The sequence below is a fragment of the Enterobacter sp. MG-EB028 genome, from assembly GCF_056673305.1.
The window spans coordinates 2,256,677-2,274,951 of record NZ_CP195079.1 but is presented as its reverse complement, the minus strand read 5'-3'; the positions used below and the strand labels follow the sequence as shown (position 1 = coordinate 2,274,951).

General features: G+C 59.3%; 20 protein-coding genes. 4 read left to right on the top strand and 16 right to left on the bottom strand.

What is annotated here, in order from left to right:
* Positions 1 to 53: 53 nt before the first annotated feature.
* Positions 54 to 524, top strand: coding sequence for a hypothetical protein (locus tag ACR42C_RS10845; RefSeq protein WP_395312789.1), 471 nt, complete (start codon positions 54 to 56; stop codon positions 522 to 524).
* Between the two features lie 49 nt (positions 525 to 573).
* Here the strand turns inward: ACR42C_RS10845 and ACR42C_RS10840 are convergent, their stop codons facing one another.
* A complete protein-coding gene (locus ACR42C_RS10840) occupies positions 574 to 1,497 on the bottom strand; it encodes a LysR substrate-binding domain-containing protein (RefSeq protein ID WP_116340133.1) in 924 nt (307 codons plus the stop codon).
* A gap of 237 nt (positions 1,498 to 1,734) precedes the next feature.
* Here ACR42C_RS10840 and ACR42C_RS10835 point away from each other — a divergent pair, with 237 nt between their 5' ends.
* Positions 1,735 to 2,145 (top strand): ASCH domain-containing protein, encoded by a 411-nt coding sequence (locus ACR42C_RS10835; protein WP_302218829.1) that lies wholly within the window; start codon positions 1,735 to 1,737, stop codon positions 2,143 to 2,145.
* A gap of 96 nt (positions 2,146 to 2,241) precedes the next feature.
* Here ACR42C_RS10835 and ACR42C_RS10830 read toward each other — a convergent pair whose 3' ends face one another.
* Both ACR42C_RS10830 and ACR42C_RS10825 read right to left on the bottom strand, forming a co-directional pair.
* On the bottom strand, positions 2,242 to 2,733 hold the full coding sequence (locus ACR42C_RS10830) for a glutathione peroxidase (RefSeq protein ID WP_116340135.1): 492 nt from the start codon (positions 2,731 to 2,733) through the stop codon (positions 2,242 to 2,244).
* Between the two features lies 1 nt (position 2,734).
* Complete coding sequence (locus ACR42C_RS10825; RefSeq protein ID WP_316379061.1) at positions 2,735 to 3,220, bottom strand: DinB family protein; 486 nt, start codon at positions 3,218 to 3,220, stop codon at positions 2,735 to 2,737.
* A gap of 173 nt (positions 3,221 to 3,393) precedes the next feature.
* Here ACR42C_RS10825 and ACR42C_RS10820 point away from each other — a divergent pair, with 173 nt between their 5' ends.
* Positions 3,394 to 4,665, top strand: a complete 1,272-nt coding sequence (locus ACR42C_RS10820; protein ID WP_479985112.1) for a serine hydrolase domain-containing protein — start codon at positions 3,394 to 3,396, stop codon at positions 4,663 to 4,665.
* Here ACR42C_RS10820 and paaY read toward each other — a convergent pair.
* The 13 genes from paaY to paaA form a co-directional block, all read right to left on the bottom strand.
* A complete protein-coding gene (gene paaY, locus ACR42C_RS10815; protein WP_023327376.1) occupies positions 4,568 to 5,170 on the bottom strand; it encodes a phenylacetic acid degradation protein PaaY in 603 nt (200 codons plus the stop codon). The two genes, ACR42C_RS10820 and paaY, sit on opposite strands and share 98 nt — an antisense overlap.
* A 9-nt stretch (positions 5,171 to 5,179) precedes the next feature.
* Positions 5,180 to 6,115 carry a phenylacetic acid degradation operon negative regulatory protein PaaX gene (gene paaX, locus ACR42C_RS10810; protein ID WP_021241337.1) on the bottom strand — a complete coding sequence of 312 codons (936 nt, stop codon included), beginning with the start codon at positions 6,113 to 6,115 and terminating at the stop codon, positions 5,180 to 5,182.
* Between the two features lie 197 nt (positions 6,116 to 6,312).
* Entirely contained in the window at positions 6,313 to 7,629 is a 1,317-nt protein-coding gene (paaK, locus tag ACR42C_RS10805) for a phenylacetate--CoA ligase PaaK (RefSeq protein WP_116340143.1), read from the bottom strand.
* A 27-nt stretch (positions 7,630 to 7,656) separates the two neighbouring features.
* Positions 7,657 to 8,862, bottom strand: a complete 1,206-nt coding sequence (gene pcaF / locus ACR42C_RS10800) for a 3-oxoadipyl-CoA thiolase (RefSeq protein WP_479985111.1) — start codon at positions 8,860 to 8,862, stop codon at positions 7,657 to 7,659.
* Positions 8,862 to 9,284 (bottom strand): hydroxyphenylacetyl-CoA thioesterase PaaI, encoded by a 423-nt coding sequence (gene paaI, locus ACR42C_RS10795; protein WP_116340147.1) that lies wholly within the window; start codon positions 9,282 to 9,284, stop codon positions 8,862 to 8,864. The genes pcaF and paaI overlap by 1 nt, the downstream gene beginning before the upstream one ends.
* Positions 9,274 to 10,698 (bottom strand): 3-hydroxyacyl-CoA dehydrogenase PaaH, encoded by a 1,425-nt coding sequence (paaH, locus tag ACR42C_RS10790; protein ID WP_320719609.1) that lies wholly within the window; start codon positions 10,696 to 10,698, stop codon positions 9,274 to 9,276. The genes paaI and paaH overlap by 11 nt, the downstream gene beginning before the upstream one ends.
* Position 10,699: 1 nt before the next feature.
* A complete protein-coding gene (gene paaG, locus ACR42C_RS10785; protein ID WP_116340151.1) occupies positions 10,700 to 11,488 on the bottom strand; it encodes a 2-(1,2-epoxy-1,2-dihydrophenyl)acetyl-CoA isomerase PaaG in 789 nt (262 codons plus the stop codon).
* Complete coding sequence (gene paaF, locus ACR42C_RS10780) at positions 11,488 to 12,255, bottom strand: 2,3-dehydroadipyl-CoA hydratase PaaF (RefSeq protein ID WP_316379056.1); 768 nt, start codon at positions 12,253 to 12,255, stop codon at positions 11,488 to 11,490. The genes paaG and paaF overlap by 1 nt, the downstream gene beginning before the upstream one ends.
* Positions 12,252 to 13,322 carry a 1,2-phenylacetyl-CoA epoxidase subunit PaaE gene (paaE, locus tag ACR42C_RS10775; protein ID WP_479985110.1) on the bottom strand — a complete coding sequence of 357 codons (1,071 nt, stop codon included), beginning with the start codon at positions 13,320 to 13,322 and terminating at the stop codon, positions 12,252 to 12,254. The genes paaF and paaE overlap by 4 nt, the downstream gene beginning before the upstream one ends.
* 7 nt (positions 13,323 to 13,329) lie before the next feature.
* Positions 13,330 to 13,827 (bottom strand): 1,2-phenylacetyl-CoA epoxidase subunit PaaD, encoded by a 498-nt coding sequence (gene paaD / locus ACR42C_RS10770; protein ID WP_116340157.1) that lies wholly within the window; start codon positions 13,825 to 13,827, stop codon positions 13,330 to 13,332.
* Positions 13,828 to 13,838: 11 nt separating this feature from the next.
* The gene (gene paaC / locus ACR42C_RS10765; protein WP_479985109.1) at positions 13,839 to 14,585 is read right to left on the bottom strand and encodes a 1,2-phenylacetyl-CoA epoxidase subunit PaaC; all 747 of its coding nucleotides are present in this window, start codon (positions 14,583 to 14,585) and stop codon (positions 13,839 to 13,841) included.
* An 8-nt stretch (positions 14,586 to 14,593) separates the two neighbouring features.
* Entirely contained in the window at positions 14,594 to 14,881 is a 288-nt protein-coding gene (gene paaB, locus ACR42C_RS10760) for a 1,2-phenylacetyl-CoA epoxidase subunit PaaB (RefSeq protein ID WP_003857353.1), read from the bottom strand.
* 12 nt (positions 14,882 to 14,893) lie between these two features.
* Complete coding sequence (gene paaA / locus ACR42C_RS10755; protein WP_316379053.1) at positions 14,894 to 15,823, bottom strand: 1,2-phenylacetyl-CoA epoxidase subunit PaaA; 930 nt, start codon at positions 15,821 to 15,823, stop codon at positions 14,894 to 14,896.
* Positions 15,824 to 16,108: 285 nt separating this feature from the next.
* Between paaA and paaZ the strand changes: the two genes are divergently transcribed.
* Positions 16,109 to 18,151 carry a phenylacetic acid degradation bifunctional protein PaaZ gene (paaZ, locus tag ACR42C_RS10750; protein WP_479985108.1) on the top strand — a complete coding sequence of 681 codons (2,043 nt, stop codon included), beginning with the start codon at positions 16,109 to 16,111 and terminating at the stop codon, positions 18,149 to 18,151.
* Positions 18,152 to 18,275 lie beyond the last annotated feature (124 nt).

Sequence of the window (18,275 nt, the reverse complement as noted above, 5' to 3'; positions counted from 1 at the left end):
GGCCAGAAATTGATAGCAAAATTCAAATAATAATATATGTATATGGAGCACCTATGACACTCGATGTTTTATTTCATCTAATGAAAACGATCTCACCTGAAAAAAACACCGCCGGTGAAAATATACATGCGCTCATCACGTTACTTTCGTCAGATAGCGATCGCGCTGAGGCGCTTTCGCCATTTATCCATCGACTGCATCTCCTGTCTTTCGCTCAACGCAATCCGGGTAACGCCGAAGCGTTGCTCTCGGCACACGTTCCAAAAGACGATGCAGCCCTTACCCTGCCTGACTTCGCTGACTGGCCTCGGGTGCGTTACGCAGTGTCCGGGGAAGTCCAGACGCCGGAATCAGAAGAGTATTTCAGCAAAATGACCTCGGCTGCCAATGTGATACGCGCGGCACTGATCGACGCCGAGCGCGCAAAAGGAACGCCAGCGCTTTATATTCTGGACAAATTACTCGATCTGAACAGTGCCCTGCCGGAAAGATATAAGATAATGGCAAATATTCCCTACGCCTGAACACATTTAACAGGCAGGATATTCCGCGAGAAATATCCTGCTTTTTATTTCATACACGCTTTTCATTGTAATCAAGACAGACGATATCCAGCGAAGGAACAACCGGCGCGTTAAGATTAAGCCAGGCCAGCAACCGTTCAATACTCTGTCCTCTGAGCGAATGTTTCGGCCAGACGAGGTAGTAGCCATCTCCCGTTGCTATCGCCTCCCTGAAGGGCAGCGCGAGCAGGCCGCTTTTCAGCGCGTCGAGCGTGAGGCGGAGATCGGCCATCGCCACGCCGTGACCGTGCATGGCGGCCAGGCTTCCCTGCTCTAACGTGTCGAACACAATCCCGCCGCTCATGTCGAGACCGGGAAATAACCCCGTCGTTTTAAGCCAGCGCTTCCAGTCCCGCCTGTCCGGTGAGGGATGGATAAGATCGCACTGTTCAAGCCGATGCCGGGCAGGTTCGAGCAGCGACGGGGGACAAACCGGAATAAGCCATTCGCTGAAAAGCAGGCTGCTCTCCGTTGACTCGCCGAAATAACCGTTACCGAGGAGGATCGCACAATCGTATGGCTCACGGCTGAAGTCAACGGTGTCGAAATCCATCCAGACGCTGGCAATTTCGATTTTCGGCTTCGCATGGTTCTCGCGAAAAGATTTCAGGACACTAAGAAGCCATCGCATCGTCAGGGTACTGGGGGCCTTGAGGCGCAGAAGGTGATTTTCACTCCTGAACGCGCGGCAGGCCCACTCAATATTCGAGAAACTTTCGCTTAGCTGCCCGGCAAGAATACGCCCGGCGTCACTGACCTCCACTCTCGGCCCCTGCCGCTTAAACAGCTCGCAGTCGAACCACTGTTCAAGGGTCCGGACATGCCTGCTGACCGCCCCCGGAGTGATATTCAATGCTTCAGCGGCTTTGCTGAAGGAGTTCAGCCGCGCGGCAACTTCAAACGCGCGCAGCGCATACAGTGGCGGTAAAGACATACGTTCCCTTTTAATGAGGTTTGATCGTGGCGTTTTTTATCGCCCCCGTAACTTATCACCTGGTTGATTAGACGGAAACGTCAGCAGTCATTGCTCGGTTGCCTGAATGGCGCGGCTGCCCTCATTTCGAGGCTTTACTGAATCCATGGCTACAGAATGCTCACACATGAAGTCGGGACAGCGCATGCTAAAACCCGTATAACGTTTCTTATCATCGACAGTTTTAAAGGGTTCTTAATGGTTACGGTTGAGGAAATTAGAGTGAAATATCCAGGCGCAGAGGCCTGGCAAATGGGTGACAGTCCGGAGCTGGCCAGCGAGCTTGCGGATCTGATTAAAAAAGGGATTAAAACGGCCTCGTGCGGATCTTTTGCCTCTTACCAGCAGGAACAATCTGCTCCCAGGATCGGGAGCTATAACATTATCCTCGATGGTCAGAATGTCCCTGTTTGCGTAACCAGGCTCGTTTCAATGCGGCTGGTGCGTTTTTGTGATGTTACTGAGGCGTTTGCCCGTAAAGAAGGTGAAGGTGATTTAAGCCTTGAATACTGGCAGAAAGAGCATCAGCGATTTTTCACCAGCGAAGGTCATTTTTCTGAAGATATGGAGTTGATTGCAGAAGAATTTGAAGTGACTGAGGTGCTGTAGGATAACGAAACGGGCCGGCATTTATAGCAATGTCGCTCGTTACAAAAGTGAACATCAGCATTTCGGACGTTATCGACGCCAGGCAAGTTCCAACACCTACAACGCCTGGCTTCCCAGTGCGGCGACAATCGCCCCCTCCATTTTCTCGGGCGTAGTCATCGGTGCAAAACGCTTGAGCGGTTTACCGTCGCGTCCAATCAGAAACTTAGTAAAGTTCCACTTGATACGCCCCCCCAGCACGCCGGGCAATTCATCTTTCAGATAACGAAACAGCGGATGCGCTGCGTTACCGTTGACCTCGACTTTCTCAAACATCGGGAAACTCACGCCGTAGTTGATGTAACAGGTTTTCGAGATTTCGTCGGTGCCGCCAGGTTCCTGTTTGCCGAACTGGTTGCAGGGGAAGCCCAGCACCACTAACCCTCGTTCGGCATATTTTTTGTATAGCGCTTCAAGACCCGCATATTGCGGCGTAAAGCCACAGTGGCTGGCAGTATTCACGACCAGAACCACTTTCCCCGCATAGTCGGCCATAGAGATAAGCTGCCCATCCAGACGGGCGGCGGTAAGCTGATGAAAATGAGTCATGTTAATGATGATCTCTTAGAAAAACGGTTAGCACATCCTTTGGAGGGGTTATGCCCGTTTCAGAAAGCATCCAGCCCACAGCGCCGCGATGATAGATACTGTGAAACAGCACATGATTAAGCATATCCACCGCTTTCATTTCACCGTGTCCGCCATCGACGAAGCGGAATTTGATGATTTCAGAAAGTCCGGGAATGTCCATTGAACCTGCGTGCTTAATATACCAGTCAGTGCATTCAGTCATGTTATTCAGAAGCTCGTCTGCAGACGGCGTTTCTGGCGTATTCAACGCGGTGTATTGATGCGTTTGACCAGTAATATTTGCTCTGAAAATCATATCCACGACATAAACATGATTCATAAGTCTGAGCATCAGATGGTGCTTTTCAGGATTAGCTGAGGCATCAACCCTCTGTATTGCTTGTAAGGTTTCCGTGTCTGCCCAGCGTTTGAATTTGAATAACGTGACAATCGTGCTTGTGTCCATTTTCCCCTCCTGATTAACAATAAATTATCATATCAGCAACATTGTCAGGTGGATATCGCTTCCGTTCCCGGCACAAAATTGACGGTAATTGGGTCACCCGAAAAATTCCCTCATGGCAGGCTAAGTGTGGTACATTCCTGGCGCGTCAATGATCACCACACTCGCTATCAGGTATGCAGAACACAACAAAAAAAATTCACTGGCTTCTGCTTACTCTCCCACTCCTCAGTGGTTGCGGCACGCTCTCACAAATGTCCTCCCCGGAAGGTACACAGGAACTTCTCACCCATGAGTCGCTGGATGGCGACGTTGACAGCGTGGTGCGTCACTACATGGCGCAAAAGTCCGTTCCCGGGATGACGGTCGCGGTGATCCATAATCACGGCTCACCGCAGTTTTATACCTGGGGAGTAACCGATGCGGTCAATCGCTATCCGGTCAGGCCCGACACCCTGTTTGCGCTCGGCTCGCTCAGCAAAGGGATCACGGCGGAAGTGGTGGCCTGTCTGGTGAGTGAGGGGCAACTGAACTGGAACGACAGCCTTGCGACATTGCTACCGGCGGGAACGCCGCTAAGCAAGGATGCACAAAAAATCACTCTTCTGGAGCTGGTAACCCACACCTCCGGCCTGCCGCGCCAGAATATGGATGTTCCGATGCTCGGAAAATTCATCCGCTATTTAAGCACGGGTGATAACTTCTACGGTGAGCTGGACAGCGATAACGTGCTGAATTATCTCGCCAACTGGCGAGCGCCGAAGGATAAAACGCCGCAATACTCCAATACCGGCTACGCCCTGATCGGCTATATCCTGAAGCACAAAACCGGGGAAGATATTCAGAGTTTAGCCTCACGCTATATTTTCCGTCCGCTGCACATGGCTAACAGCAGTTTTACGCCCCAGAAGCTCAAAGGCTACCCGCAGCGGGCGCTCGGCCACGCGGGCGATCAGCCGAAATTTATCCCGCGCGGGCAGCTCACCCCGGACTGGCATTTTTCTAACAACATGGTGGCGGCAGCGAGCTTGTACAGCAACGCCGAAGATCTGGCGGCCTATGCCCGCTATCACGTCTCAACGACCCACAGTCCCTTGCTGGACAGCGTTTTTGACGAAGTCAGAAATACCGATATTCAACGCCCCGACGGAGTGCAGGGTATTGCCTGGACCACCGACTTTATCGGCCTGGAAAAAATCACCTATCAGGTCGGCTATATCGGCGGCTACTCCAGCTTTATCGGTTATGACAAAGAAAAAGGCAATGCGGTGGTGGTGCTGCAAAATACCTTTAACTGGAGTAATTACATTGGCATTGCGCTATTGATGGATATGGCGAAAAAAGACGACCTTACCCCTGGTTCGCCGACTTCGGCCTTAAATTCTCGTCAAACGTCAGCCGTTTCCGGTCAGGCTCTACCTCGCGCAGCGGTTCAACCTGGTGCATAGTCAGCTTGCAGCGCTCCACCAGCACCTGATACTCCCGCGTGCCCTGCCGCTTCCACGCCAGCTCCTGCTCGCTTAGCTCACGGATCGCTTTGGCCGGGCTGCCGATAATCAAATGGTTGGCGGGCATCTCCGCTTTCGCCTTCACGAACGCCGCCGCGCCGACGATGCTGTTTTCACCGATGACCGCGCCATCCATGACTACCGCGTTCATGCCCACCAGCGCGTTACGGCGGATCACGCAGCCGTGGAGAATGGCGCTGTGGCCGATATGCCCGTCCTCCTCCACCACCGTGTCCTGCTCCGGGAAGCCGTGCATCACACAGTTATCCTGAATGTTCGCACCGTCTTTCACGACGATACGGCCAAAATCACCACGCAGGCTGGCGTTAGGGCCAACATAAACGCCTTTACCCAGGATCACGTCGCCAATCAGCACCGCCGTCGGGTGAACATAGCTCTCGTCAGGCACGACCGGGGTCAGACCGTCAATTTGATAAACTGGCATCTTCACTCCTTATGCGCTTGTAAGACCACCAAAGCGTTGATAGTAGAGCGTGCCGGGCACGGGCAGTTCGCCCACGGAGGTTTCGCCCTTCTCGCTGACAAACGCCAGCGCCCCCGGCGCGACACGCTGATAGATATTAATGCAGAGCTGTCGGGCGCTTTGCCCCGCCCAGTGCGCGGGCAGCAACTCTTCCGGCAGCAGCGGATCTTTCAGCACCACGCGACGATAAAAGTGAATCAGCAGCAGCTGGATCTGGAAGCAGCGTTCCGGCGTCAGCTCCTCCGGCGCGGCCTCTTTTAACAGCGGCAGCAGCGGACGGAACGAGTTGATAAACGACTCGTACATCGCGTTTTGCTCGGTTAACTGCCAGCACTCCTCCACCCGCGAACGCAGCGCGGCGCGGGAGAGCGCCAGCGGCGAGTGGGCTTCAAAGAAAATCACGTTTTCCGCCACCCCGGCATCGTGAAGCAGGGACTGCACGTCCGCCAGATGCTGTGACGGCGAGGCCATCAGGCTCGGCGCCAGCGTGCCGAAACCCTGCCAGATCAGCTGTTTTTTGACGTCGGCAAGGGTGGTTTTATCCAGCCCCTCGGAGAGCAGCAACAGCCATTTGCCGTCCCAGGCGGGCAGTTCCGCGCGGTAAATCTTATTCTCCGCGCGGCGCGTCAGGCGAAGCCCCTTATCGCTCAGGCGGTAAAAGCTGCGACGCCCGATGCGGGAAACATCCAGCCAGCCCTCTTTGTTGAGGCGAAACAGCGCGGTGCGCACGAAACGCTCGCCGAATCCCATGCCTTCCAGCAAGGCGGCCAGGCTGCCGAGCCAAATCTCACCGCCGCGGTGGGAAAGCGCGTCACCGTATAGCGAGGAGATAAGCGATGTCCCGCTGACGGGAACGGAGCTGACCGCGTGCTGGATGAAGGCGTCGAGTTTATTCATGTGATTCATTCTGTTGTTATTTTTGTCCTGGATGAATCATAGCATAGGATTCTGGGGTTTCCCCCTCACCCTGGCCCTCTCCCCTGAGGGGAGAGGGGAAAAGGCCGCACCGAGCAGTTCCTTATCCCCTTTCTGGGGAGGGAAAAGACCGCACCGTACAGTCCCTTCTCCCCTTTGGGGAGAAGGTTAGGATGAGGGGGAGTTGTTTAACCGTTGGCCGCAACTTTACGTAAGTCAAACACCCGGCAGGCTTTCCCCTCTGAGCGCGGAATGCTGCCGCAGTTAACAATCATTACGTCGGTGGAGATCCCCACCATCGACTTAATGCGGTGGCGCAGCTGGTGGCACACCTGGCAACGCTGCTCGTGCGTCAGCGTGAGGCTACTCTCTTTCAGCTCCACCTTCACGGAAAGTGAATCAAGATGCCCGCGACGGTTCACCTCCAGCTGGTAGTGCGGAGAAAGATGCTCGAACTTCACAATCTCCTCTTCCAGCTGCGACGGGAAGACGTTGACGCCGCGAATGATCAGCATATCGTCACTGCGGCCGCTGATCCGGTCCATGCGGCGCATGCTGCGCGCGGTGGCCGGGAGCAGACGCGTCAGGTCGCGGGTGCGGTAGCGGATCACCGGCAGCGCCTCTTTGGTCAGCGTGGTGAACAGCAGTTCGCCCTGCTGACCGTCATCCAGCGGCGTGCCGTCGTTCGGGTTGACGATCTCCGGGTAGAAGTGATCTTCCCAGATGGTCGGGCCATCGGCGGTTTCGATACACTCCATCGCCACGCCCGGCCCCATCACCTCGGAGAGGCCGTAAATGTCCAGCGCCGTAATCCCTAAGCGTTTTTCAATTTCGCGACGCATGGCCTGCGTCCACGGCTCGGCGCCAAAGACGCCCACGCGCAGGGAACAGCCGCTGGCATCGCCGCCCATCTGGCGCTCCAGCTCCTCAATCAGGTTGAGGCAGTAGGATGGCGTCACCATGATCATGTCCGGCTGGAAATCACGGATCAGCTGCGCCTGTTTCTCCGTCTGGCCGCCGGACATGGGGATCACCGTCGCCCCTAAACGCTCGGCGCCGTAGTGCGCGCCCAGCCCACCGGTAAACAGGCCATAGCCATACGCCACGTGAATTTTGTCCTTCGCGCTGCCGCCCGCCGCGCGCAGTGAACGTGCCACCAGGTTGGCCCAGTTGTCGATGTCGCCCTGCGTGTAGCCGACAACGGTCGGTTTGCCGGTAGTGCCGGATGACGCGTGAATACGCACCACCTGCTCCATCGGCACGGCAAAGGTATCGAACGGATAGTTATCACGCAGATCCTGCTTGGTGGTGCACGGGAATTTGCGGATATCCGCCAGCTCGTTGAAATCGTCAGGGTGAACGCCCGCGGCGTCAAACTTGCGTTTATACATCGGGACGTTGCTATAGGCGTGGTGCAGCGTCCATTTCAGACGCGCGGTCTGCAGCGCCTGCAGTTCATCAAGGGAGGCCGTTTCAATCGGATCAAGCTTTGTTGTATTTGTCATCGCAGGGTACTCACATTGTTTTTATGCTCAAACACGCTCAAGGATCATGGCAATGCCCTGACCCACACCGATGCACATCGTACACAGCGCGTAGCGCCCGCCGCGTCGGTGCAGTTCATTACTCGCGGCCAGCGCCAGCCTGGCGCCGCTCATTCCCAGCGGGTGACCCAGCGCAATCGCGCCACCGTTCGGGTTGACGTGCGCGGCATTATCCGGCAGGCCCAGCTGACGCAGAACGCCCAGCGCCTGCGAGGCGAAAGCTTCGTTAAGCTCGATCACGTCCATATCGTTAATGCTGAGTCCGGCGCGCTCCAGCACCTTGCGGGTGGCCGGTACCGGGCCGAGGCCCATCAGACGTGGCTCCACGCCTGCCGTCGCCATCGCCACGATCCGGGTGCGCGGGACTAATCCCTGCGCCAGCGCTATCTTCTCGCTGGCGACGATCAGCGCCGCCGCGCCGTCGTTGACGCCGGAGGCATTTCCCGCCGTGACCACCCCGTTCTTACGAAACGGCGTTTTCAGACCAGCAAGCTGCTCAAGCGTAGTGTCCGCCCGCGGATGTTCATCCACGCTGAATTCCGTGACTGCCCCTTTTTTACCTGGGATCGAAACCGGTACAATCTCCTGCGTCAGGATGCCGTTCTGCTGCGCCTGCGCGGTACGCTGCTGGCTGCGCAGCGCGAACGCGTCCTGATCGGTACGGCTGATATTTAACAATTCAGCTACATTCTCTGCCGTTTCCGGCATACTGTCAGTTCCGAATTGCTGATGCATGAGCGGATTCACAAATCGCCAGCCGATGGTGGTATCAAAGATCTCCGCCTGACGCTGAAACGCGGCGGTGGCTTTACCCATCACAAACGGCGCGCGGGACATCGACTCCACGCCGCCCGCGATCAGCAGATCGCCATCGCCCGCCTTAATGGCGCGCGCCGCAAAACCAATCGCGTCCAGCCCCGACCCGCACAGGCGGTTAATGGTGGTCCCGGACACCGTCTGCGGCAGCCCGGCCAGCAGGGACGACATGCGCGCTACGTTGCGGTTATCTTCCCCCGCCTGGTTAGCGCAGCCGAAAATCACGTCGTCAATCCGCTCCAGGTCGAGCTGCGGGTAGCGGGCCAGCAGCGCGCGCAGCGGCACGGCACCAAGATCGTCAGTTCGGACTGCGGAAAGCGCGCCACCGTAGCGCCCCACCGGAGTTCGAACGCCATCACATATAAATGCGTCACGCATCAGGCCTCTCCTGTCACATTGCCGCCGATGCGGTGAGATTTTCCGCGAAAAAGGGCGACGGTTTTCTGTTGCTGATTCTGGATTTCAATGTCATACACACCGGTCAGCTTGCCCTGATGCATCACCCGCGCGGTGGCGGTGAGCGTGTCCCCGGCAAAGCCCGGACGCAGAAAATCAATTGAGCAGCCGGAGGCTACCGCCGCCAGCCCCTGGCTGTTGCAGGCGTAGGCAAAGGCGGTATCTGCCAGCGAAAATAGCTGTCCGCCGTGGCAGGTTTTGTGGCCATTAAGCATCTGCGGGGTGATGGTCATGGTCACCACCGCGTAGCCCTCGTCCATCTCGACAATGTCCATCCCCATCGCCTGCGCGCAGGCGTCCCGTTCGTACATGGCGCGGGCGTTATGCCAGGCGTTATGACTCATAGCTACTCTCCAGAAGCGCGCGCTGGCGCAGCAGGGAACAGGGGCGATAGCGTTCTTCGCCGTAATGACGCTGCAGGTTTTCCAGAAGCGTTAGCAGCCGTTGCCAGCCCAGACGCTCGCCCCAGGCAATCGGCCCGCTCGGGTAGTTGACGCCCAGGCGCATGGCGGTGTCGATGTCCTTCTCGCTGGCGACCCCTTTTTGCAGGGCGTCCAGCGCTTCGTTGGCAATCATCGCCACCGTGCGCCAGACCAGCAGGCCGGGATAATCGGCAATTTGCACTACCCGGTTACCCTGCTGCTGCAGATAGCGGATGGCTTTTTGCGTTGCGGTATGCGGGTTGCTGGCAGCGGCGGCGATCACCGCCACGTCGCGCTCGATGCGGTCCACCACCACCACCGGGCCGTTGAGCCGCAGTGCCAGCGCCTGGGCGGTTTCTCCTTGCGTTTCAATCAGATATACATCATCAATTTCGGTGACACCGTCACGTCTCTTTTCCACGCGCATCGGGCTGTAGCTATCGTTCACGGCCTGCACCCATTGCACGGCGGGCCTGTCGCCCTGCCAGTCGTAGACGCCCTTCCCGCTCTTTTTGCCAAGCCTTCCCGCCAGCACCAGCTCCTGCTGCACCAGCGAAGGCAGAAAACGACGCTCCTGCCAGAAGGCGTTAAATACCGAGCAGGTCACCGCGAAGTTCACGTCCTGACCAATCATGTCGGTCAGCTCCAGCGGCCCCATCGGGAAACCGCCGCCTTCGCGCAGGGCGGCATCAATCACCTCCGGCGGCGCGACCTGCTCTTCCAGCGCGCGCCAGGCTTCGGAATAGAACGGACGGGCGACGCGGTTGACGATGAACCCCGGCGTTGACTGGCAGCGAACGGGCTGTTTGCCCCAGTTCAGCGCCAGCTCGCACAGCGCGTCTGCCACTTCCGGGGAGGTCGCCAGCCCGCTGACCACCTCCACCAGCTTCATCACCGGCGCCGGGTTAAAGAAATGCAGCCCTGCGACCCGCTCCGGGTGGTGGATGTCCGCGGCAATCGCCGTGACGGAGATGGAAGAGGTATTGCTGGTCAGCACCGTCTGCGGCGGGCAGATGTCAGCCAGCTGCGCAAACAGCGCCTTTTTCACCTCCAGCCGCTCGGATGCCGCTTCAATCACCAGTTCAGCTGTGGAGAGCGCGGTGATATCCGTGACCGGAACCAGCCGGGCAAGGATCTGGCTCCCGGCATCGGCGGAGAGTTTTCCGCGCGTCACCCGGGAGGCCAGACGCTGGCGGATCCCGTCGATAGCGCGGGATACCGCATCGCTGGAGATGTCGTAGAGCAGCACCTGATGCCCATGGCTGGCCGCCACTTCGGCAATCCCGGCGCCCATCGTGCCGCTGCCAATCACGGCGACAGTCCGTACGTTCAGCATCTTATTTCCCCGTAAAGTTCGGCGTGCGCTTCGCCAGGAAGGCGCTGACGCCCTCGCGGTAGTCGTCGCTGCGCCCGGCCAGCCGCTGATAGTCACGCTCCAGATCGAGCTGGGCGTCCAGGGTGTTGGTTTCCGCGGCATTGATGGCCTGCTTGATCAGCCCCAGCCCGAAGGTCGGCTGCGAGGCAAAGTGCAGCGCCATCTGCTGCGCCGTAGCGGAGAGCTGTTCGTCATCCACCACCTGCCAGATCATCCCCCACGCCTGCGCCTGTTCGGCGCTGAGCTTGTCGCCGAGCAGCGCCAGCCCCATGGCGCGGGCGCGTCCGGCCACGCGCGGCAGCAGCCAGGTGCCGCCGCAGTCCGGCACCAGGCCGAGCTTACTGAAGGCCATCACGAAGTTGGCGGAACGGGCGGCAATCACCATGTCGCACCCGAGCGCCAGCGTGGCCCCCGCGCCCGCCGCCACGCCGTTAACGGCACAGATGACCGGCTTCGGCAGCTTTGCAAGGCGGCGCACCAGCGGGTTGTAGAAGGTTTCAACGGACATGCCCAGATCCGGCGCCGGGCCGTTGGGGTCGACGTTGCGGTCGTTCAGATCCTGCCCGGCACAGAAGCCGCGTCCTGCCCCGGTGATCAGCAGGCAGCGCACGGTGTCATCACGCTCGGCCTGTTTCAGGCACTCGGCCAGCTGCTGGTGCATCACGTCGTTGAAGCTGTTCAGACGCTCCGGACGGTTCAGCGTAATGGTCATCACGCCCTGTTCTACATGACTGAGAATAAATTCCACAATTAACGTCCTTTAAAGTCGGGGGTGCGTTTTTGTAAGAAGGCGTCGATGCCTTCCCGGCGGTCTTCGGTGGCAGAAAGCAGCGTAAACAGCTGGCGCTCCTGGGCCAGACCGGCCTGGAGCGGCACCTCCTGAGACTGGCGCAGCGCCTGTTTCGCCGCCTGCAGCGCCAGCGGCGAGTGGCGCGCCATCAGCGCCGCCTGCTTCAGGGCATACTCCAGCGTCAGCGCGGCCGGGAAAACATCGCTGACCAGCCCGGCGCTCAGCGCCTGCTGCGCGGAAATACTCTCGCCGGTCAGCACCATTTTGCTGGCAAGGGATTTACCGACGCTGCGGATAAGACGCTGGGTGCCGCCCGCACCGGGCATAATGCCCAGCGTGATTTCCGGCAGGCCAAAGCGGGCGTTATCGCCAGCAATCACCACGTCGCACAGCAGCGCCAGCTCGCAGCCTGCCCCCAGCGCGAAGCCGTTTACGGCGGCGATCAGCGGTTTGCTGAACGCATTAATGCGCGCCCACAGCTGCGGGCGGATATCGTTCAGGGTGGCGGGCAAGTCTTTCTCCGCCATTTCGTTGAGATCGGCCCCGGCGGCAAAGCAGCGCTCGCTGCCGTAAATCACGCAGACGGCGATGTCGGCATCCACGGCGGCAGCCTCAAGCTGCTCAGCAAGTTCGGTTAACAGCGCGTTGTTGAGGGCGTTGCGCGCCGCCGGACGGTTGAGCGTCAGCTGCAGCACGCGGCCATGACGGGTAACAATCAGTTCGCTCATGCCATCCCCTTCGCGTCGAAGTCGACAATCACGTCGGCGGTTAACGGCAGCGACTGGCAGCTCAGCACATACCCGGCGGCCAGCTCGTCCGGCTCCAGGCTGTAGTTGGTCGCCATGTCCACCTTCCCGCGCAGCACTTTGCATTTACAGGTGGCGCACACGCCGCCCTTGCAGGCGTACGGCAGATCCGCCCCCTGACGCAGGGCGGCGTCGAGGATGCTTTCGTCGTCCGCCGTCAGGGTGATTTCACGGTCACGCCCGTCCTGGCGAACGGTCACTTTCTGACCTTCCGCCTGTACGTGCGCCGCGCGTTTAACGGTAGTGCCCGGTGTGTTAAAGCGCTCAAGGTGAATGGCTTTGTCCGGCATCCCCAGCGCCTTCAGCGTGGCTTCGGCATCATCCATCATCGCCGACGGGCCGCAGATAAACGCCTCGTCGTACTGACGGAAGTTAATCAGGGTTTTCGCCAGCGCCTGCAGCTTTTCTCCGTCGATGCGGCCAAAGAGCAGATCGCTGTCCAGCCGCTCCTGGCTGAAGATAGAGACCAGCTGCAGCCGCTGCGGATATTTGTCCTTCAGGTCCGCCAGCGCCTGGCGGAACATCATGCTCTGGCTGCTGCGGTTGCCGTAGATCAGGGTGAAATGGCTGTTGGGTTCGGTCGCAAGCGTAGCGGAGATAATCGCCAGCATCGGGGTGATCCCGGAGCCTGCCGCAATCGCCAGATAGTGGCCTTCACGTTCAGCCCGCGGCTGGTAGCCAAACTGCCCCTGAGGCACCATCACCTCCAGAGCCATACCCGCTTTGATCTCATCCCGGGCGTAGCGGGAAAAGCGCCCGCCGTCGATGGCTTTGACCGCCACGCTGATCTCACCCGGCGCGGTACTCCGGCAGATGGAGTAGCAGCGGCGCAGCTCATCCCCGTTAAGCTTCGTTTTTAACGTCAGGTGCTGGCCGGGGCGGAAGCGGTAGGCGTCCTGCAGTACCTGCGGCACCGCGAAGGTGATGGTCACCGCGTCGCGGGTTTCGGGTTCCACTTTTGCCACTGTTAATGAATAAAACGTTGTCATGGCAGCCTCAAATACATTTGAAATAGTCGAAGGGTTCGCGGCAGGTGTTGCAGCGGTAGAGCGCTTTGCAGGCCGTCGAGCCAAATTCACTGATAAGCGAGGTGTCAGTGCTGGCGCAGCGCGGGCAGCTCACCTCCAAAGGCGCGTGCGCGTGACAGCTATGCCCCACGGGCGGGCTAATGCCGTACGCCCGCAGGCGCTCGCGCGCGTCGGCGGTCATCCAGTCGGTGGTCCAGGCGGGTTCAAGCTGGAGCACAATGTGTACCGGGGTAAAGCCGTGCGCGGTCATCGCGTCGCGGATCGCCCCCAGCAGGTGTTCCGTTGCGGGGCAGCCTGAGTAGGTTGGCGTGAAACCAATGACCCAGCCTTCCCCCTGCGCCTTCACGCTGCGCACCATGCCTAAATCGGTGATGGTTAATACCGGCACTTCCGGATCGGGGATCTGGCTTAACAGCGCCCAGATCTGCGGAATTTGCGCAGGCGCGATGTCGACGAGGCGTTGCATGGCGTTCTCCTTTACCACTGCTGACCGGGATACGCGCGCTGGAGATACTGCATCTCCGCCAGCATCGGGCCCAGATGTTCGGTATGCAGCCCCCTCTTGCCCCCGGTGCGGTATGCCACCTCTGCGGGCACCTGCAGGCAGGCTTCATTCAGACCGGCAAAGACTTCGCTTTCCCACGGCTGGCGCAGGACGCGCGGGTCAACCGCCACGCCGGCGTCAATCAGCGCCAGCTCGACGTCATCGGCGTCAAACAGCTCCGCCGTAAAACGCCACAGATTGTCGATAGCCTGCTGCATTTTTTGCGCGGATGTTTCGGTCCCGTCGCCCAGACGCACCAGCCAGCCGCGGCTGAAGCGCAGGTGGTAGCGCACCTCTTTAATCGCTTTGGCGGCAATGGCGGCAAGCTGGCTATCGCGACTTTGGGTCAGCCGCTCGTACAGCGCCACATTCCAGGCATCCATCAGGTACTGGCGGGCAATGGTTTCGGCGAAGCTGCCGTTCGGCTGCTCCACCAGCAGGACGTTGCGGAACTGACGCTCGTCGCGGCCAAACGCCAGCGTGTCTTCATCGCCCTGGCCTTCTGATTCCGCGGCATAGGTCAGGAAATTGCGCGCCTGGCCCAGCAGGTCGAGACCGATATTGGCGAGCGCAAGGTCAATTTCCAGCTCCGGCGCGTGGCCGCACCAGGCGCCGAGACGCTGGGAGAGCACCAGACCGTTGTCGCCCAGACGCAGGGCATAGGCAGTCACTGAATTCATTCTTTGCCTCACATATGCTCGATGCCGTCAGGGATGGTATAGAACGTCGGATGGCGGTAAACCTTGCTTTCCGCCGGGTCGAAGAACTCACCGCTCTCTTCCGGCTGGGAGGCGACAATCTCGCTCGCCTTTACCACCCAGATAGAGCACCCTTCGCTGCGGCGAGTGTAGGCATCACGCGCATTTTCCAGCGCCATGCGATCGTCGGCGGCATGCAGGCTGCCCACGTGACGGTGGGATAACCCTTGTTTGCTGCGTACGAACACTTCGTACAGCGGCCAGTAGACATTGCTCATTGTTACTTCCTCTTATGCGGCCTGACGGGCGCGCTGTTTTTCCGCGTGCGCCAGTGCGGCTTCGCGCACCCACGCCCCCTCTTCCCAGGCTTTACGTTTCGCGGCCAGGCGCTCGTGGTTGCAGATGCCGCGCCCGTTAATGACCTCGTCAAACTCCTGCCAGTCGATCTCGCCGAAGCGGTAGTGGCCGCTTTCTTCGTCAAAGCGCAGGTCGGGATCCGGCACCGTCATGCCCAGCATCTCCACCTGCGGCACCGTGTTGTCAACAAAGCGCTGGCGCAGCTCGTCATTGCCGAAGCGTTTGATTTTCCAGGCCAGGCTGCGGGCGCTGTTCGGCGAGTTGTCATCGTTCGGCCCGAACATCATCAGCGCTGGCCACCAGAAGCGGTTGATGGCGTCCTGCAGCATCTGGCGCTGGGCCTCACTGCCCTGCGCCAGCGCCATGCAGGCTTCAAAGCCCTGACGCTGGTGGAAACTCTCTTCTTTACAGATTTTCACCATCGCCCTGGCATACGGACCGTAGGAGGTCCGGCACAGCGCCACCTGGTTGACGATGGCGGCGCCGTCCACCAGCCAGCCAATCACGCCGATATCGGCCCAGCTCAGGGTCGGATAGTTGAAAATGGAGGAGTATTTCATCCTGCCGTCGAGCATCTTCTGGTAGATGTCTTCCCGCGCGCAGCCCAGCGTTTCCGCCGCGCTGTAGAGGTAGAGCCCGTGTCCGGCTTCGTCCTGCACCTTCGCCAGCAGAATGGCTTTACGACGCAGCGTCGGCGCGCGAGCGATCCAGTTTCCTTCCGGCAGCATGCCGACAATTTCGGAGTGCGCGTGCTGACCAATCTGGCGGATCAGCGTTTTACGGTAGGCTTCCGGCATCCAGTCCTGAGGCTCAATCGCCGTCTCCTGCGCTATGCGCTGCTCAAACCGTTGTTCTTGCGTCACATCTTCACCTTTATGATTCGTTAGTATGCAAATTAAAGCGAAATGTTGAATCACTTTGTTTTTTAAAAGTTACACAAAGGTTAAATATAACCCCAAGAATTGTTTCCCGGTTTTGTGATGCTGCTCGCAAGGCTTTTACTACAGGCCTTGCAGAAAGCGCCTTTACGCGATGCGATTCGTCCAGCCAGATCACAACGTTAACAATTCATTAAAAACACAGCTTGATTTTTATGATTCGCGATCAAACTATTAATAGTGAAATAACGAAACACTTGGAGATAAGCGATGCAGCAGTTAGCCAGCTTCGTGTCCGGTACCTGGCAGTCTGGCCGGGGCCGCGAACGCGCGATACATCACGCCATCAGCGGCGAAGCACTCTGGAAAGTGACCAGCGAAGGGCTGGACATGGCGGCCGCCCGTCGCTATGCCATTGAGCAGGGGGGCGAGGCATTACGCGCCATGACCTTTATCGAACGTGCCGCCATGCTGAAGGCGGTGGCAAAGCACCTGCTCAGCGAGAAAGAGACGTTTTATGCCCTGTCAGCCCAGACCGGGGCAACGAAGGCGGACAGCTGGGTAGATATTGAAGGCGGGATCGGCACCCTCTTCACCTATGCAAGCCTGGGCAGCCGCGAGCTGCCGGACGACACGCTGTGGCCGGAAGATGAGTTAATCCCCCTGTCGAAAGAAGGCGGCTTTGCGGCGCGCCACGTCCTGACCTCCAAATCCGGCGTGGCGGTGCATATCAACGCCTTTAACTTCCCCTGCTGGGGAATGCTGGAAAAGCTGGCGCCGACCTGGCTTGCCGGGATGCCCGCCATCATTAAACCCGCTACCGCTACCGCGCAGGTGACGCAGGCGATGGTGAAATCCATCGTCGACAGCGGGCTGGTGCCGGACGGTGCCATCAGCCTGATCTGCGGCAGCGCGGGCGATCTGCTCGACCAGCTCGACGGCCAGGACGTGGTCACTTTTACCGGCTCTGCCAGCACCGGGCAAAGCCTGCGCGTGCACCCGAATATTGTGGCGAATTCGATACCGTTCACCATGGAAGCCGACTCCCTGAACTGCTGCGTGCTGGGGGAAGACGTCACGCCGGAGCAGCCGGAGTTTGCGCTGTTCATCCGCGAAGTGGCCCGCGAGATGACCGCTAAGGCTGGGCAAAAATGCACGGCCATTCGCCGCATTATCGTTCCGCAAAACCAGATTGACACCGTGAGCCAGGCGCTGATTGCCCGCCTGGAAAAGGTGGTGGTGGGCGACCCGGCGCAGGAAGGGGTGAAGATGGGGGCGCTGGTCAACGCCGAGCAGCGCGCGGACGTGCAGGAGAAAGTGGATCGGCTGGTCGCCGCAGGCTGCCAGATCCGTCTGGGCGGCAAAGCGGACCTGCAGGCCGCGGGGGCGTTCTTCCCGCCGACCCTGCTGTTCTGTGCGCAGCCGGACGAAACGCCCGCCGTGCACGATACCGAAGCCTTCGGCCCGGTCGCCACGCTGATGCCGTATCGCAGCGCAGACCACGCGATGCAGCTTGCCCGCGCGGGCGGCGGCAGCCTGGCGGGCACGCTGGTAACCGCAAATGCGGCGATTGCCCGCCAGTTTATTGCCGGTGCGGCGCGCGCCCACGGGCGTATTCAGATCCTTAACGAGGAATCATCAAAAGAGTCCACCGGCCACGGCTCCCCGCTGCCTCAGCTGGTGCACGGCGGTCCGGGCCGCGCGGGCGGCGGCGAAGAGCTGGGCGGCCTGCGCGCGGTGAAGCACTACCTGCAGCGCACCGCGATTCAGGGCAGCCCGTCGATGCTGGCCGCGATTGGCAAACAGTGGGTACGCGGCGCAGCGGTGCAGGAGGATCGCGTACATCCGTTCCGCAAATACTTCGAGGAGCTGCAGCCGGGCGACAGCCTGCTGACGCCGCGCCGCACCCTCACGGAAGCGGACATTGTGAACTTTGCCTGCCTGAGCGGCGACCACTTCTATGCCCATATGGACAAGATCGGCGCGGCAGAGTCGATCTTTGGCGAGCGCGTGGTGCACGGCTACTTCCTGATCTCCGCCGCGGCGGGACTGTTCGTTGATGCGGGCGTCGGGCCGGTGATTGCCAACTACGGCATGGAAAACCTGCGCTTTATCGAGCCGGTCAAGCCGGGCGATACCATCCAGGTGCGTTTGACCTGCAAACGCAAAACGCTTAAGAAACAGCGTACCGCCGAGGAAAGACCGACCGGCGTGGTGGAATGGGCGGTTGAGATCTTCAACCAGCACCAGCAAGCCGTGGCGCTCTATTCCATTCTGACGCTGGTGGCGCGCCAGCAGGGTGATTTCAGGTAACGTCGCCCCTCACCCTGACCCTCTCCCCGAAGGGGAGAGGGGAATGTTCTGCACGACCCTGTGATTTACCCCCCGCTCTTTTTTTAACCTGGCAAGACCAACAAATAACCTGGCAGATGCAGGC